At 64.2% G+C, this 15,880-nt stretch carries 17 protein-coding genes; 14 read left to right on the top strand and 3 right to left on the bottom strand.

What is annotated here, in order from left to right:
• The first annotated feature begins 5 nt into the window (after window positions 1–5).
• The 5 genes from NR193_RS17540 (at window position 6) to NR193_RS17520 (ending at window position 4,569) form a co-directional block, all read left to right on the top strand.
• Window positions 6–575 (top strand): hypothetical protein, encoded by a 570-nt coding sequence (locus tag NR193_RS17540; RefSeq protein ID WP_256752034.1) that lies wholly within the window; start codon window positions 6–8, stop codon window positions 573–575.
• A gap of 68 nt (window positions 576–643) precedes the next feature.
• Window positions 644–1,096 carry a hypothetical protein gene (locus NR193_RS17535; protein ID WP_256752033.1) on the top strand — a complete coding sequence of 151 codons (453 nt, stop codon included), beginning with the start codon at window positions 644–646 and terminating at the stop codon, window positions 1,094–1,096.
• Window positions 1,093–1,848, top strand: a complete 756-nt coding sequence (locus NR193_RS17530; protein WP_256752032.1) for an SDR family oxidoreductase — start codon at window positions 1,093–1,095, stop codon at window positions 1,846–1,848. The genes NR193_RS17535 and NR193_RS17530 overlap by 4 nt, the downstream gene beginning before the upstream one ends.
• 24 nt (window positions 1,849–1,872) lie before the next feature.
• Window positions 1,873–3,279, top strand: a complete 1,407-nt coding sequence (gene lpdA, locus NR193_RS17525) for a dihydrolipoyl dehydrogenase (protein ID WP_256752031.1) — start codon at window positions 1,873–1,875, stop codon at window positions 3,277–3,279.
• Window positions 3,280–4,086: 807 nt separating this feature from the next.
• Window positions 4,087–4,569, top strand: coding sequence for a DUF2867 domain-containing protein (locus tag NR193_RS17520; RefSeq protein ID WP_256752030.1), 483 nt, complete (start codon window positions 4,087–4,089; stop codon window positions 4,567–4,569).
• Here NR193_RS17520 and NR193_RS17515 read toward each other — a convergent pair.
• Together NR193_RS17515 and NR193_RS17510 are read right to left on the bottom strand one after the other, a co-directional pair.
• Window positions 4,566–5,639 (bottom strand): TraB/GumN family protein, encoded by a 1,074-nt coding sequence (locus NR193_RS17515; protein ID WP_256752100.1) that lies wholly within the window; start codon window positions 5,637–5,639, stop codon window positions 4,566–4,568. The two genes, NR193_RS17520 and NR193_RS17515, sit on opposite strands and share 4 nt — an antisense overlap.
• A 137-nt stretch (window positions 5,640–5,776) precedes the next feature.
• Complete coding sequence (locus NR193_RS17510; protein WP_256752029.1) at window positions 5,777–6,715, bottom strand: tyrosine recombinase XerC; 939 nt, start codon at window positions 6,713–6,715, stop codon at window positions 5,777–5,779.
• Between the two features lie 363 nt (window positions 6,716–7,078).
• Here NR193_RS17510 and rimM point away from each other — a divergent pair, with 363 nt between their 5' ends.
• Window positions 7,079–7,672: a ribosome maturation factor RimM gene (gene rimM / locus NR193_RS17505; protein WP_256752028.1), complete on the top strand. Its 594-nt coding sequence runs from the start codon at window positions 7,079–7,081 to the stop codon at window positions 7,670–7,672.
• Entirely contained in the window at window positions 7,669–8,373 is a 705-nt protein-coding gene (gene trmD, locus NR193_RS17500; protein ID WP_256752027.1) for a tRNA (guanosine(37)-N1)-methyltransferase TrmD, read from the top strand. Before rimM ends, trmD begins: the two co-directional genes overlap by 4 nt.
• Here the strand turns inward: trmD and NR193_RS17495 are convergent.
• Window positions 8,355–9,107 (bottom strand): sulfite exporter TauE/SafE family protein, encoded by a 753-nt coding sequence (locus tag NR193_RS17495; protein WP_256752026.1) that lies wholly within the window; start codon window positions 9,105–9,107, stop codon window positions 8,355–8,357. The two genes, trmD and NR193_RS17495, sit on opposite strands and share 19 nt — an antisense overlap.
• A 329-nt stretch (window positions 9,108–9,436) precedes the next feature.
• On the opposite strand from NR193_RS17495, the gene rplS reads away from it, so the two are divergent.
• The 7 genes from rplS to leuC all read left to right on the top strand — a co-directional run bounded on the left by rplS (window position 9,437) and on the right by leuC (window position 15,770).
• The gene (rplS, locus tag NR193_RS17490; RefSeq protein WP_256752025.1) at window positions 9,437–9,976 is read left to right on the top strand and encodes a 50S ribosomal protein L19; all 540 of its coding nucleotides are present in this window, start codon (window positions 9,437–9,439) and stop codon (window positions 9,974–9,976) included.
• Window positions 9,977–10,115: 139 nt separating this feature from the next.
• A complete protein-coding gene (locus NR193_RS17485; protein WP_256752024.1) occupies window positions 10,116–10,550 on the top strand; it encodes an organic hydroperoxide resistance protein in 435 nt (144 codons plus the stop codon).
• Window positions 10,547–11,047, top strand: a complete 501-nt coding sequence (locus tag NR193_RS17480) for a MarR family winged helix-turn-helix transcriptional regulator (protein WP_256752023.1) — start codon at window positions 10,547–10,549, stop codon at window positions 11,045–11,047. The genes NR193_RS17485 and NR193_RS17480 overlap by 4 nt, the downstream gene beginning before the upstream one ends.
• A 172-nt stretch (window positions 11,048–11,219) precedes the next feature.
• On the top strand, window positions 11,220–12,017 hold the full coding sequence (locus NR193_RS17475; protein WP_256752022.1) for a transporter substrate-binding domain-containing protein: 798 nt from the start codon (window positions 11,220–11,222) through the stop codon (window positions 12,015–12,017).
• A 264-nt stretch (window positions 12,018–12,281) separates the two neighbouring features.
• Window positions 12,282–13,094: an amino acid ABC transporter permease gene (locus NR193_RS17470; RefSeq protein WP_256752021.1), complete on the top strand. Its 813-nt coding sequence runs from the start codon at window positions 12,282–12,284 to the stop codon at window positions 13,092–13,094.
• 101 nt (window positions 13,095–13,195) lie between these two features.
• The gene (locus tag NR193_RS17465) at window positions 13,196–13,831 is read left to right on the top strand and encodes a class I SAM-dependent methyltransferase (protein ID WP_256752020.1); all 636 of its coding nucleotides are present in this window, start codon (window positions 13,196–13,198) and stop codon (window positions 13,829–13,831) included.
• A 529-nt stretch (window positions 13,832–14,360) separates the two neighbouring features.
• A complete protein-coding gene (gene leuC / locus NR193_RS17460) occupies window positions 14,361–15,770 on the top strand; it encodes a 3-isopropylmalate dehydratase large subunit (RefSeq protein WP_256752019.1) in 1,410 nt (469 codons plus the stop codon).
• Window positions 15,771–15,880: the final 110 nt, after the last annotated feature.

Genomic DNA, 15,880 nt, shown 5'->3' with positions numbered 1-15,880 from the left:
GTTCGGTGGCTGAGCCTGTCGAGACAATCGACCTCTTCGAGCTTGTAGCGACAGGCCGGGCGGGGCCGATCGAACTTGGCAAAAGCAGCCGCGAAACGGTTCGAGACTTGATAGATCCGGAGGATGTGCGCGCCGATAATCATTTTCGCCACGGAGACATCGAGTCCGCGTGGTGCATCTATGGCGCGAATTGCGAGTTCTTTTTCAGTCCCGATTTTCGCTTACGGTCGATTAGCGTCGAGCCTGTCTTCGGAAGATTGCAATCGGGTGGAACGATGCCGACTTGGTACGGCCATCTGGACGTTGATGTGGGGCGGCATCCTGTATCTTTTGCAGGCACAAAGCCGATAGCCATACATACTTTGCCCAAGGCTCTGCAGTTCCTGAACAAGAGTGAATTCAAGTGGGCAATCGGTGGTGGTCGTGAGCGCGACGTTTATATCGAGCTGGCGGAGAGTTCCCGCATCTTGACCCTCAAATACGAGGTGAACACCATTCCGGTCGACAGGAATGAAAACATCGTGTTCGAGATAGACTATTTTCTTTCGACGGTCTTCATCATCGATCAAGGCTGATAGCAGTGACGATCCGTTCTTTCTTGTCCGAAAGCCTGTCGACTGCATCGATAGCGGTCGGCGCGGCCATGATCCCAGCGACCGCTTATGCCGCCTGCCCGATCGAGCTTGCCGTCTATGGCGACGCCCAGAGCGGCAGCGAAATAGACTTCACGCCAACCGGCACCTCGGCCACCGTCACCAACACGTTCCGCATGATCCTCGACAACAATGTGGTGCTGAACGGCATTGTCATGTGGAACGAAGGCGTGTCGCGGCCGAACGGCGCGCTGATGTACAAATGCCCGGAGGGCGACGTCACCGGCGAGGAGCTTGCCGCCTGCACGGCCTGGCACGGCGTCATCTATACGTCGGACGACAAGGGCAGCATCGGGCTGCTGCCGGCCGAAGGCGTCGAGGCGCCGAGGACGTTGATCCTGCCGGATCTCGGTCCGGCGCTGCGTCAATCCTCGGCCTATGGCGGCAGCGGATTTTCGAAAGTGCCGTGGGATGTGTTTGCCTTGAAGGGATGCCAGGAATGAGCAAGGCGCAAAAGGTGCTGCTGGTCACCGGCGGCAGCCGCGGCATCGGCGCCGCCATCTGCCGGCTCGGGTCGAAGGCCGGTTATCGCGTGGCGGTCAACTACGCCTCGAACCAGGCTGCGGCCGACGCGCTGGTCAGCGAAATCAAGACGGCCGGCGGCGAAGCTTTTGCCGTCAAGGGCGATGTCGGTAGCGAGGCCGATGTCGTGGCCATGTTCGGCGCCGTCGACCGCGCCTATGGCCGGCTCGATGCCTTCGTCAACAATGCCGGCATCGTCGACGCCAAGGCGCGCGTCGACGAGATGGATGTTTCGCGGCTCGAGCGCATGATGCGCATCAATGTCGTCGGCTCGTTCCTCTGCGCCCGCGAGGCGGTCAAGCGCATGTCGACCCGCCACGGCGGGCCGGGCGGATCGATCGTCAACATCTCGTCGGCGGCGGCGGTGCTGGGCGCGCCGGGCGAGTATGTCGACTATGCCGCCTCCAAGGGCGCCATCGACACTTTTACCATCGGGCTCGCCCGCGAGGTGGCGCTGGAAGGCATCCGCGTCAATGCGGTGCGGCCGGGCCTCATCGACACCGAAATCCACGCCTCCGGCGGGCAGCCGGACAGGATAGAGCGGTTCCGCGACATACTGCCGATGAGAAGAGCCGGCACCGCTGATGAAGTCGCCGGCGCGGTTCTCTATCTTCTATCCGACGCCGCGTCCTATACGACGGGCGCGATCCTGAATGTAAGCGGCGGCCGCTGAGCCCCAATCGAGAAGGACAGTATCATGGCTTATGACGTCGTTATCATCGGATCGGGACCGGGCGGCTATGTCTGCGCCATCAAGGCGGCGCAGCTCGGGCTGAAGGTCGCGGTGGTCGAGAAGAACGCGACCTTCGGCGGCACCTGCCTCAACATCGGCTGCATTCCGTCAAAGGCGCTGCTTTATGCCTCGGAGATGTTCGCCGAGGCCGGCCATTCCTTCGACACGCTCGGCGTCGAGATATCAGCGCCGAAACTCAACCTGAAGAAGATGATGGCGCACAAGGACGCGACGGTGTCGTCGAACGTCAACGGCGTCGCCTTCCTGTTCAAGAAGAACAAGATCGACAGCTTCCGCGGCACCGGCAAGGTGGTCGCGGCAGGCAAGGTGTCGGTGACCGGCGAGGACGGCAAGGTCGAGGAGATCGAGACCAAGAACATCGTCATCGCCACCGGTTCGGACGTCGCCGGCATTCCCGGCGTCAAGGTCGATATCGACGAGAAGGTCATCGTGTCATCGACCGGCGCGCTGTCGCTGGAGAAAGTTCCCGGCCATCTGGTGGTGGTCGGCGGTGGCGTCATCGGGCTTGAGCTCGGCTCGGTCTGGGCAAGGCTCGGCGCCAAGGTGACCGTGGTCGAGTTCCTCGACACCATCCTCGGCGGCATGGACGGCGAGGTCTCCAAGCAATTCCAGCGGCTGCTGTCCAAACAGGGTTTCGAGTTCAAGCTCGGCGCCAAGGTGACAGGCGTCGCCAAGGCCAGGAAGGGTGCGACCGTCACCTTCGAGCCGGTCAAGGGCGGTGCCGCCGAGACCATCGAAGCCGATGCGGTGCTGATCGCCACCGGACGCCGCGCCTATTCCGACAGCCTTGGCCTGAAGGAAGCCGGTGTCGAGGTCGACGAGCGTGGCCGGGTCAAGACCGACGGCCACCTCAGGACCAATGTATCAGGCATCTACGCCATCGGCGATGTCATCGCCGGGCCGATGCTGGCGCACAAGGCCGAGGACGAGGGTGTGGCGGTGGCGGAAACCATCGCCGGCCAGGCCGGCCACGTGAACTATGACGTCATCCCGAGCGTCGTCTACACCAGCCCGGAAATCGCCTCTGTCGGCAAGACTGAGGAAGAGCTCAAGAAGGCCGGCATCGACTACAAGGCGGGAAAGTTCCCGTTCAGCGCCAATGGCCGGGCGCGCGCCATGCTGCACACCGATGGTTTCGTGAAGATCCTCGCCGACAAGGCGACCGACCGCGTGCTGGGCGTCCATATTGTCGGCTTCGGCGCCGGCGAGATGATCCACGAGGCGGCGGTGCTGATGGAGTTCGGCGGCTCGTCGGAGGATCTCGCCCGCACCTGCCACGCGCATCCGACGATGTCGGAAGCGGTGAAGGAGGCGGCGCTGGCCACCTTCTTTAAGCCGATCCATATTTAGGGGTGACTTCGTCATCCCAGGGCGGAGCAGGAGCGAAGCGACGTCGCGGAGACCTTGGGATCCATGCCGCGACCTCAGAGCGTCGCTGCGGTGCAGAATTCTGTCCTGCGGCATTCCTCGGCTGAGGTAGCGGCATGGATCCTCGGGTCAAGCCCGAGGATGACGAACGCCGCGCCTCAGCCCAAAACAAAACGGCCCGCTTTTCAGCGGGCCGTTCGTATTTGATGTCGAGCCGGTCAGTTGGCCGGTGCGGCAGGTGCCGGTGCAGGCGCTGGTGCTGGCTCTGCCGGAGCAGGGGCCGCCGGTGCCGGAGCTGCGGGAGCCGGTTCGGCAGGCTTTGCCGGCTCGGCTGGCTTCATCGGTTCCGCAGGCGCGGGCGCAGGGGCCGGTGTGCTGGCCGCAGGCGGCTCGGCGGGTGCCGGATTCTCGCCGCTTCTTCCGAAAACATAATACGCGACAATGGCCAGAATAACGACGACCAGCGCAATCAGCCAGGGACTGCCGCCCCCGCCACTGGGCCTGGGAGTGTCGTTTGATGGATTCGCCATAAAAGTGTCCTCCGTGGATGAAAATGATCAATCAACAGCCATCAACGCGCAACCGTTGAATGGGTTTCACGCTAGGGGAGGAAAACGCCGAAAAGGCGACGCCTGGATCCCCCGCTGCCATGCGACTCAATTGACAGCGGTCACAGTATAGCCGGCTTTGCAGAAATCCTCGACCAGCCCCCCGACGGACCGGCGGCGTTTCGCCACGCAGCGAGCCAGGCCAACCGGTGCTATCGTCGGTTGCGAGGGATTTGCCGGTATGATGCCCACTGCACAGACTTTTCCTGATCCCGAAAGCGCTCTTGCCGGCGCCCAGTTCGCCGACCGATACGTGCTGACAACCGATGGCCTCGCACTGACCGCCATTGGCGCGGCCGAGCGCGTCCTGGGGCGAACACCGCGATGGATTGGCCGGCTTATGCTGCTACGCAATTTCGCCGTGAGGCCATTCGGGCTGAAAACGGGAGCGGACCCCGACTTACCGCCGGAAAGCAGGATCGGCATATTTCCGCTCATCAGCCAGGCACCCGGCAGGGTCGTCCTTGGTCTCGACGACCTGCATCTCGATTTCCGTATCCTGGTGGATGTGAACGATCTCGGCGCGGGCCGGCAGGAGGTCGCCGCGTCGACGATCGTGAAGACGCACAATCTGCTTGGGCGGACGTATCTCGCCATCATCAAGCCGTTTCACCGGATCATCGTTCCGGCGATGCTGGCTCAGGTTTTGATGAAGGAGGGTTAAAGCCCCACAGCCGTGACAGTATAGCCCGCCTTGCGGAAATCCTCGACCAGTCCATCGGGACCGGGAAGGTGCAGGGCGCCGACCGCCATGAAGGCATTGCCTTTGGCAAGGATCGGCTCGGCGTGGTCAACCATCACCTTGTTGCGGCTGGTGATCATGGTCTCCTCGAACGCCGCGTAGCTGCTGGCCTGGTCGCCTTTCGCGTCGGGAAGCACGGCGCGAAACAACGGCCAGAACATGCCGGTCTCGCCGCGCTGGTAAAGCACGATCATGGTCTCGTTGACGTCGTTGACCTTGTCGCCAAGTTTCACGGTATCGACCAGCCCTTTCATGTGAAAGGCGAGCGGCAGCGAGGCCATGGCGCGAAGCTGGCTGGCAGCCGTTTCCAACCCTTCCACCGGCTTGCCCGACGCCTTGGCACCTTCCGCCAGCTTGACGTCGAGCACCGGTGCGCCGCCCGACTGGCGGGCGAGTTCGCAGGCCGGCAGTGCCAGCATCGCCGACAGCAGCCACGGCTTCATCTTTGCGACCGTCAATGGCGGAATACCGCGCGCGTCGAGCGCGCTGTTCATGGCCGCCGCATCGTCCGGCGACAGCAACGACGACAGCGTCGTGTTGTCGGTGAACATCATCAGGTCCGGCTCCTTGAGCATCGCAGCCATCATCTTCTGCTTGTCGAGCACGTCGGTGGTCTCGATGACGATGGTGCCGGCGCCATCATAGGCCGTTTGCGCGGCGGGCGGCAGCGCTGTCACGCGCGGGTCGGTCATGTGCATGGTGCCGAACAGGAAGGACGGCTTTTCGCCCGGCCTCTCCAGCTTCCACAGCAGGCCCTTGCCGTTCGGCGTGGCGGCGGCTTCCGCTTCGATCTTGCGGTAGGTGGCCGGATCGTCCTTTTGCAGGGCCGACAGCATGTCGGCGCCGGTGCAGGTCGGAATTTCGGCATGCGCCCTTCCGGCCGCGAACAGCAGGGCGGCGAGGAAAGACAGGAAAAACAGGACGTTGAGCGCCACGAGCAGCTTCAGCGAGATGAGAGCGGCGCGGTCGGCGACGGCGATGACGCGGTTCATGGCTCTATCTTCGTGCTTGACCATGATCTCTTCCCGAAATCCGGACCCCACTTTTCCGGATCATGGTCTGGTCTAGGATCAAAAAGCGGCGAAACGGTTAACCGGCGCAGCGAAATTGTCTTGGACGAAGCCGTTGGTCATGCGCGTGGATGGGCGGACTCGTAGATTTCGAGCAGCCTCGCGGTGTCGACGCCGGTGTAGATCTGCGTCGTCGACAGGCTGGCGTGGCCCAGGAGTTCCTGGATCGTGCGCAGGTCGCCGCCGCGGCCGAGCAGATGCGTGGCGAAGGAATGGCGTAGCGCATGCGGCGTCGCCGTGTCGGGCAGGTTGAGCGCCGAGCGCAGTTTCGCCATGTCGCGCTGGACGATGGCCGGGTTGAGCGGGCCGCCACGGGCGCCGCGAAACAGCAGCCCCTTCGGGTCGAGATGATACGGACACAGCCGTCGGTATTCGGCGATGGCGCGCAGCGCCACCGGCAGCACCGGCACCAGCCGCGTCTTGCCGCCCTTGCCGGTGACGCGCAGCACGGTGTCACTTGGCGAAGCCAGATCGGCGCCGGCCAGACCCAGCGCCTCGGAAATGCGCAGGCCTGAACCATAGAGCAATGTCAGCACGGCAGCGTTGCGGGCAGCGATCCAGGGTTCCTCGGCCAGTTGGCCTTCGATGGACACGACGTGCTTTGCATCGCCTGCCGTCAACGGTTTCGGCAGCGACTTGGGTTGGCGCGGGGCGCGCAGGGCCGCGGCACCAGCGGCGTTGACAAGGCCGCGCCGTTCGAGGAAACGCAGCAGCGAACGGATGCCGGCCAGCCCACGGCCAAGAGTGCGGGCGCTGGCGCCGGCGTTGCGGCGGGCGGCGAGGAAGCCGCGCAGGTCGGCCGGGCGCAGATTGGCGATGTCGGCAATGCCGGGTGAGCCGCCGCAATGGCCGGTGAGGAAATGCAGGAACTGGCGGGTGTCGCGCTCATAGGCTTCGACGGTTTCGGGCGACAGCCGGCGTTCGCGCGCCAGCATCTTCAGCCAGCTTTCGCGCGCCGCCTGCAGATCGGGTTTTGCCGGGATGAGGAATTCCTGCATGACGGCATTTTGGGGCATTCGGGTTAGGAAGCGGTGAAGAGCCCCTCATTGAAATGACGCCGGGCGATCATTGAAATGACGCCGGGCTGGGGTTAGGAGAGTCTTCGGATTGGTGGCAAGTCACAACCTTGGTGATTGGCTGAAACGCAAGGTTCCTTCCATGCCGTGACCTGCGAGCGCTGCTGCGTTACAAGTCTGATAACTTTGCAGTGGCGACCATGCGCAAGCAGAGAGTTGGCAGGAACCAGATACGTGATCCTTTCTGAACTGCCGTGCTTCTTGGTCGCCGTAACGGAATGGATCCTCGGGTCTGCGCAGCCGCTTGGCGCCTGCTCCGCCCGTGGATGACGAAGGTAAAGTGCCATGAACAAGCCCCAGAACCCTGTCCAGATGGCCGTGATCGGCGCCGCCCACGGCATAAAGGGCGAGTTGCGGGTGAAAACCTTCACCGGCGAGCCGCTGGCTCTGGCCGACTATGGACCGCTCTACGCCAAGGATGGCCGCGCCTTCCAGATCGTCGACATCAGGCCAGCAAACACCGTCGTCGTGGTCCGCTTCAAAGGCATCAGCGACCGCAACGCCGCCGAGGCGCTGGCCGGCACGGAATTGTTCGTCGACCGCTCGGTGCTGCCGGACGATGGCGAGGAGGACGAATTCTACCATGCCGACCTGATCGGGCTGGAGGTCCGGGATGACACCGGCGCTGCCATCGGCAAGGTCGTCGCGGTGCACAATTTCGGTGGCGGCGACATCCTCGATGTGACGCTGGGCGGGCGCAAGGGCGTGCTGATCCCGTTCACGCAGGCCGCCGTGCCGCAAGTGTCGCTCGCCGAGGGTTTTGTCCGCGTCGACCCGGCGGCGGCCGGACTCATCGACGACGAGGAAGCGCCGCGCGAAGAGGACTTCGACCCGAAGGGCAGGCCGCGCGGACCAAGGGACGCCGGGGGCAACCGGTGACGTTCAAGGCCTCGGTGCTGACGCTCTATCCCGAGATGTTTCCCGGCGCGCTCGGCCTGTCGCTGGCCGGGCGGGCGCTGGAGGCGGGCACATGGTCGCTCGAGGCGATCCAGATCCGCGACTTCGCGGCCGATCGTCACCGCACCGTCGACGACACGCCGGCGGGTGGCGGCGCCGGCATGGTGATGCGCGCCGACGTGCTGGCGAAAGCCATCGACCACGCCTCGCCACCGGGCGATGCGCGGCCACGGCTTTTGATGAGCCCGCGCGGCAAGCCGCTGACACAGGCGCGCGTGCGCGACCTGGCCGCCGGGCCGGGCGCGGTCATCCTCTGCGGCCGCTTCGAGGGGGTCGACCAGCGGCTGATCGAGGCGCGGAACCTGGAAGAGGTCTCGATCGGCGACTTCATCCTTTCGGGCGGCGAGCCGGCGGCGCTTGTGCTGCTCGACGCGGTGGTGCGGCTGTTGCCCGGCGTGATGGGCAATTCGGTGTCCGGCGAAGAAGAAAGCTTCGAGAACGGCCTGCTCGAACATCCGCACTACACGCGACCGCAGGAGTTCGAGGGTCGCCCAATTCCCGAGGTGTTGATTTCCGGCAACCACAAGAAGATCGCCGCATGGCGGCGGGCGGAGTCCGAGGCGCTGACGAGAGAGCGGCGGCCGGACTTGCTTGGCGCCGCCCCTCAGCCTTTCGTGAAGTAGTAAAAGGCGAGAAACAGGCCGACGGCGACGACGAAGCCGCGCACCACAGTCTGCGGCACGCGCCTGGCGATCCAGACGCCGGCATAGCCGCCGAGCGCGCCGCCCGGGATCATGATGATCGCCTGCGGCCAGGCGACGACGCCGCCCGAGACGAAGACGACGATCGCCACCGCGGCGATGACGATGGCAAGCATGTTCTTCAGCGCGTTCAGCCGGTGATAGTCGCCAGCCTGGGTCAGGCCGAGCGTGGCCAGCATCATCACACCCATGCCGGCGCCAAAGAAGCCGCCATAGATGGCGGTGACGAACTGCGCCAGGGAGCCGGCCAGCGAGCCGACGGCCGCTTCGTGCCCCGGTTCTGGCGCCGGCTTCAGCCACGGCCCGGCGGCAAACAGCGCCGTTGCGCCCAACAGCAGCCATGGCACCAGGACGCGGAAGGACGGATTGTCAAGCGCCAGCAGGATCAGCGCGCCTGCCAGCGCGCCGGCCGCCGAGATCAGGCAGAGCAGCAGCGCGCCGCGCCAGAAATGCCTGATGTCGTCTGAGTAGGCGAGCGTCGAGGTGATGTAGCCTGGAAACTGGGTGACCGAGGAGGTGGCGTTGGCGACGATCGGCGGCAGGCCGACCAATGTCATGGCGCCGAAGGTGATGAAGGTGCCGCCGCCGGCGACCGCGTTGGCGGCGCCTGACAGAAAGCCCGCGAGGAAAAGCAGGATGGCGTCGAAGAAAGACATGAAGAAGCCGCCGTGGAAAACTATGCCAGCCCCGGCTTAGGAAGCTTGGCAAGCGGGCGCAACCCCGCACCGGAAGATTGCGATGATGGCACGCGCGCAAAAAAGACTCGGGCCAAGGCGTGACAAAGGGCCGAAATAGCTGTATGTGCCGCCCGAACCGGAAGAAGAATCTGCCGGACCCGTCAACAATGACGGTGTAGTCGCCCCTGCCCGATGTCTTGGAGACAAAAATGTCTCAGAGACAAAGGGCATAGCCGAGCGGTCAATGGAACTGCAAGGCGAGTGTCGGACGCTCTGACTGTCGGAAGAACAAGAAGTGGACTTTTGAGATGGATATCCTCCGTCAGCTCGAGGCCGAACAGGCCGCCAAGATCGAAGCCAAGCGCAAGCTTCCCGAATTCCAGCCCGGCGATACCGTGCGCGTCCAGGTCCGCGTGACCGAAGGCACCCGCACCCGCGTCCAGGCGTATGAGGGCGTCGTCATCGCCCGCGCCGGCTCCGGCTTCCAGGAAAATTTCACCGTCCGCAAGATCTCCTATGGCGAAGGCGTCGAGCGCGTGTTCCCGGTCTACTCGCCGATGGTCGAAGGCGTCGAGATCGTGCGTCGCGGCAAGGTGCGTCGCGCCAAGCTCTATTACCTGCGCGATCGTCGCGGCAAGTCGGCCCGTATCTCGGAAAACACCGGCGTGCGCGCCCGCAAGCTGAACGACGAGGAGCGCGATGCGCTGAACGCCGAGAAGGCCCGCATCGAAGCCGAGAAGGTGGCCGCCGCCGAGGCGCTGGCCGTCGAGAAGGCCGCCCAGGACGCCGCCGAGAAGAAGGCCGCCGCTGAGGCAGCCGCCGCCGCTGAAGCGACCCCGGCGGAATAAGGTTTTCGTCAGCATGTTCAAAAAGGCGGCTTCGGCCGCCTTTTTTCGTTTGAAGGCCATGCCTCGGGCCGGAATCGCTGGTTGACTCCGTTTATCTTGTACACTAATGAATCGTGCACAAGATAAATGGAGAAGCGAGATGCCCGCACTGTATTCCACCCAAGCCCGCGCCGTCGGCGGCCGCGCCGGTCATGTCCAGAGCGACGACGGCCTGCTCAGCCTCGACCTTGCCATGCCCAAGGAGCTTGGCGGCAAGGGCGGCGCCACCAATCCCGAGCAGCTTTTCGCCGCCGGCTATGCCGCCTGCTTCGAAAGCGCCATGCGCTTCATCGCCGGCAAGCAGAAGCTGCCGCTGCAGGATGCCTCGGTGACGGCGACCGTCAGCCTGCATACCAATGCCCAGGGTGGTTTTGTGCTTGGCGTTTCGCTCGCGGCCGAGACGAAAGGTCTTGATCAGGCGGCGGCGGAAGCGCTTGTATCGGCGGCGCACCAGGTTTGTCCCTATTCCAACGCCATCAAGGGCAACATCGAGGTAGCGCTTTCGGCGAAGGCGCTTCCAGCAAAGGCAGCATGACCCCCACCACGACACCCTCGCCCCTGGACGTCCCGGCGGATTTCACCGGGATACCGAAGCTCGCGCAGCATCTCTGCTTCGCGCTCTATTCGGCGAGCGGACTGATGACGCGGCTCTACCGGCCGCTACTCGAGCCGCTCGGCCTGACCTATCCGCAATATCTGACCATGCTGGCACTGTGGGAGCATGCGCCGCGCACCGTCGGCGAGGTTGGCGAAACGCTGGGGCTGGATTCGGCAACGCTGACGCCGCTGCTCAAGCGCCTGGAGGCGAACGGCATGGTGACGCGCCGGCGCGATCCCGCCGACGAGCGTCGGGTGCTGGTCGAACCGACGCCCCGGGGCCAGGCGCTGCGCGAGGGCGCCAAGGCGGTGTCGGCGGCGATGCGGTGCCATTCACCGCTCGATGGCGACGAGCTCAAATCCCTGCATCACACCTTGACCCGGCTGATCGACGGGTTGCGTGAAGCCACTGCCCGCGCGCCGGACCGCGATTGACGGGACCGCAAGGATCGTTCCGAAATCCGGGGAATGAAGGCACCGGAATCCGCTTTCGCATGAGCTGACGCAGCGGACCGTCTTGCATGGCGCTTGCGGAAAGCTAAAGTCGGCGCCGGATTTCCTGCAAGCCCGGCCCATGTCCGGGCCATTCAATTTCCGGGAGTGTGTCATGACCAAATCGAAACTGCTGCTGGCCGGCCTGCTTGCCCTCCTCCTGGCGCCCGTCGCCGCCTTCGCGCAGGCGCTGCCCGATCTCGGCGGCAAGAAGGTGGTGGTGGTGACCGAAAACGCCTATCCGCCGCTGCAGTTCATCGACGCCAAGACGGGAAAACAGATCGGCTGGGAATATGACGCGATGAACGAGATCGCCAAGCGGCTGAATTTCAAGGTCGAGTACCAGAACACCTCCTGGGACGCGATGATCCAGGCGGTTTCCGACAACCAGTACAACATCGGCATGACCGGCATCACCATCAAGGACGACCGCAAGGAGAAGGTCGATTTCTCCGACCCCTACATGCGGTCGGAACAGTTCATGCTGGTGCGCGGCGACGAAAGCCGCTTCACCGACGCCAAGACATTCGGCGCCTTCAAGGACGGGCTGATCGGCGCGCAGGCTGGCACGACGCCCTTCTACACCGCCGTCTACAGCGTCCTCGACGGCAATGAGCAGAACCCGCGCATCAAGCTGTTCGAGACTTTTGGCGCCACCGTGCAGGCGCTGAAGTCCGGCGACGTCGATGTCGTGCTGACCGATGGCACCGCCGGCAAAGGCTATGTCGACGCCTCGGAAGGTAAGCTGAAGCTCATCGGCGGACCGCTCGGCACCGAGGATTTCGGCTTCATCTTTCCCAAGGGCTCGGATCTGGTGAAGCCGGTCAACGCGGCGATCGCGGCGCTGAAGGCCGACGGCACCCTCGATGCGCTCAACAAGAAATGGTTCCTCGACTACAAGATGGGGCAGTAGGCTCCTTGTTGAGAGTGGCGCGCGTGCGTCAACTCGCGCTGACTTTGCGCCAAGGTACCCCCCCTCTACCCTGCCGGGCATCTCCCCCTCAAGGGGGAGATCGGCTGTCGTCTCCGCCTTCGCCTTCGCCACTCTCAGACGTCGTAAAATGGGCGGCGAGGCCAACGCTGCCATCTCCCCCCTTGAGGGGGAGATGGCTGGCAAGCCAGAGGGGGGTGCCTTGGCGCTGCCCTTTCGGGATTTTTACACCAGCGGCATCAATTGATGTCCGCTAGCCCAACCTCCCCCAAAACTGAATTCCCCTGGTGGCTCGCCGTCGCTGTCATCCTGGCTTTGGCGGCGGCCTTGTTCATCGCGACGAGCAATCTCTACGCCCAGGTCTTCGCCACCGTCGCCAAGGGTATCGGCATCACCATTTTCGTCACGGTGGTCGCCTTCGCGCTGGCGTCGGCCATTGGGCTCGGCGTCGCGCTGATGGGGCTGTCGGGTTCGCGCTTAATGCGCCAGATCGCTCGCTTCTATGTCGAGATCATCCGTGGCGTGCCGATCCTGGTGCTGCTGTTCTGGATCGCCTTCGCTGGCGCGCCGGCCTTCGTCGCGGCGTGGAACGCACTGACGGCGCCGCTGCAGAGTGCCGGTTTCTTCGGCGAACTTCTGGTGCGCGACGTATCGCTGTTGTGGCGCGCCATCATGGCGCTGACCATCGGCTATTCGGCCTTCATCTCGGAGGTTTTCCGCGCCGGCATCCAGGCGGTGGAGAAGGGCCAGATCGAGGCGGCGAAGGCGCTCGGGCTGAGTCGCTCGCAACGCTTCCGGCTGATCGTCTTTCCGCAGGCGATCCGCACCATCCTGCCGCCGCTCGGCAATGATTTCGTCGCCATGGTCAAGGACTCGTCGCTGGTCTCGGTGCTCGGTGTCGCCGACATCACCCAGATGGGCAAGATCTACGCCGCCGGCTCGTTCCGCTTTTTCGAAACCTATTCGATCGTCGCCTACATCTATCTCATCCTGACCGTCGGCCTGTCGCTTGCCTTGCGGGCGCTGGAGAAGCGGCTGCGCCGTCAGCACGAGGAATAGCGCGCGGCCAGGGACAGCGTTATCTTGGGGTTTGTGCATGTCGTTGTCCCAAACCCTCCGCACCTTTGGGCGACATGCATCAGATGGGAGAAGCACGACCGATGATTGTCGACAAAGCCAATGCGGCGCTGGATTCCGTCTATACGGCCGACACGCCGGAAACGCTGGCCGAGGCCTATGCCGCCTGGGCGGCGACCTATGACAGCGAGACCGCCTCGCTCGGTTATTTGCTCCCGTTCCTGATCACGGCCTGGGTGGCGCGCCATGTGCCGGTGGGCGAGGGGCCGCTGCTCGATGCCGGCTGCGGCACCGGCCTGTCGGGACCTTCGCTGCGGGCGCTCGGCTACGGCGACATTGCCGGGCTCGACCTCTCGGAGGACATGCTGAAGATCGCCGGCAGCCGCAACGCCTACAGCGAGTTGAAACAAGCGATGCTGGGTGGGCCGCTGCCATGGCCGGACGGACATTTCCGCGCCTTCTTCTCGACCGGCGTGTTCACCATCAGCCACGCGCCGGCGTCGGGCCTGCACGAGCTGGTGCGCATCACCAGAAAGGGCGGCCACGCCATCTTCACCGTGCGCGACCAGGTGTTCGAGAGCGGCGGCTTCCAGGCCGTGTTTGACGAACTGGCGCAAGCGAAGAAATGGCGGCCGGTCGAGCAAAGCCCATGGTTCCGCTGCTATGCGATCGCCGAGCCCGACGCGCTGGTGAAGACGTTTGTGTTCGAGGTTTTGTGAGCTGTGAGTTCCCCGACCTTGGCACCCTTCCTCTCCCTCCGGAGGGGGGAGAGGTGGCGCTGCGAAGCAGCGACGGAGTGGGGGAAGCCGCTCGTCACTCGTGCCGCCGCAAGACAGGAACAACCAGGTGATGAAAGATCGACCCCCACTCCGTCGAGCTTCGCTCGACACCTCTCCCCCGATCGACGGGGGAGAGGAAAAGCGCGAGTTCGCCGACCTTGGTGCCCTTCCTCTTCCCCCGAAGGTGTGGAAGTGAGGGCGAGAATCCCAGGCTCGGCCGCACCACGTCGCAATTGCCGAAAACCCAAAACATTGGTATGAGCCACGCCATGGAAGAGCTTTTTGGCGATCCGGCCTACAAGGGTTTCGTGCTGCAGGACAGAAAACGCCTGCCGTCACGCTTCTCCGCGCGTGTCTGCGGCGCGTTGACCAGCCGACTTAGCTAGGCCGACCTGTCCAGGTCTCCGCGCCGGACCGAAGCTTGCAGGCGTCTGCTCTTTCCCATTCTCATATCGACGGATTTACGCACATGAGCGCACCGCGCACCCTCTACGACAAGATTTTCGACGACCACGTCGTCGACCGCCAGGACGACGGCACCTGCCTGCTCTACATCGACCGCCACCTCGTCCATGAAGTGACCAGCCCGCAGGCCTTCGAAGGCCTGCGCCTGAGCGGCCGCAAGGTCCGGCATCCGGAAAAGACGCTGGCCGTGGTCGATCACAATGTGTCGACCTCGCCCGAGCGCAAGTTCGGCATCAAGAACGAGGAAAGCCGCATCCAGGTCGAGGCGCTGGCCAGGAACGCCAAGGATTTTGGCGTCGAATACTATTCCGAAAACGATATCCGCCAGGGCATCGTCCACATCATCGGACCGGAGCAGGGCTTCACGCTGCCCGGCATGACCATCGTCTGCGGCGACAGCCACACCTCGACGCACGGCGCTTTCGGCGCGCTGGCGCACGGCATCGGCACATCGGAAGTCGAGCATGTGCTGGCGACGCAGACGCTGATCCAGCGCAAGGCCAAGAACATGCTGGTGCGTGTCGATGGCCAGCTGCCGGAAGGCGTCACCGCCAAGGACATCATCCTGGCCATCATCGGCGAGATCGGCACCGCCGGCGGCACCGGCTACGTCATCGAATATGCCGGCGAGGCGATCCGCGCGCTGTCGATGGAAGGCCGCATGACGATCTGCAACATGTCGATCGAAGGTGGCGCGCGCGCCGGCCTGATCGCCGCCGACGAAACGACCTTCGCCTATGTCAAGGACAAGCCGCGTGCGCCCAAGGGCGCGGCCTGGGATGCAGCACTCGAATACTGGAAGACGCTGCAGTCGGACGAGGGCGCGCATTTCGACAAGGTGGTCGTGCTCGACGCGGCCAAGCTGCCGCCGATCGTATCCTGGGGCTCATCGCCCGAGGATGTCGTGTCCGTGCAAGGCATCGTGCCGAACCCGGACGATATCACCGATGAAAACAAGCGCACGTCCAAGCAGCGCGCGCTGGACTATATGGGCCTGACGCCCGGCACCAAGATCACCGATATCTCGCTCGACCGCGTCTTCATCGGCTCCTGCACCAACGGCCGCATCGAAGACTTGCGCGCCGTCGCCAAGGTGGTCGAAGGCAAGACGGTCAGCCCGCATGTCGATGCGATGATCGTGCCGGGTTCCGGACTGGTCAAGGAACAGGCGGAAGCCGAAGGCCTCGACAAGATCTTCCGCGCCGCCGGGTTCGACTGGCGCGAGCCGGGCTGCTCGATGTGCCTGGCCATGAACGACGACCGGCTGAAGCCGCATGAACGCTGCGCCTCGACCTCGAACCGCAATTTCGAGGGCCGGCAAGGCTTCAAGGGCCGCACCCATCTGGTGTCGCCGGCGATGGCGGCGGCGGCGGCGATCGCCGGTCACTTCGTCGACATTCGCGACTGGAAATAAGAGCGGATCCGCATAGTCGATGCGCCTGCCAAACCCCGAACCGCCAGGCGGTTCGGGGTTTTCTTTCGCCCGACACGGCGTTGCTGAGTTTTTATGGCGATTTCGGCTTG

This window comes from Mesorhizobium sp. Mes31, from assembly GCF_024519675.1.
Taxonomy (GTDB): domain Bacteria; phylum Pseudomonadota; class Alphaproteobacteria; order Rhizobiales; family Rhizobiaceae; genus Mesorhizobium.
This window is presented reverse-complemented; position numbering and strand designations above follow the sequence as displayed.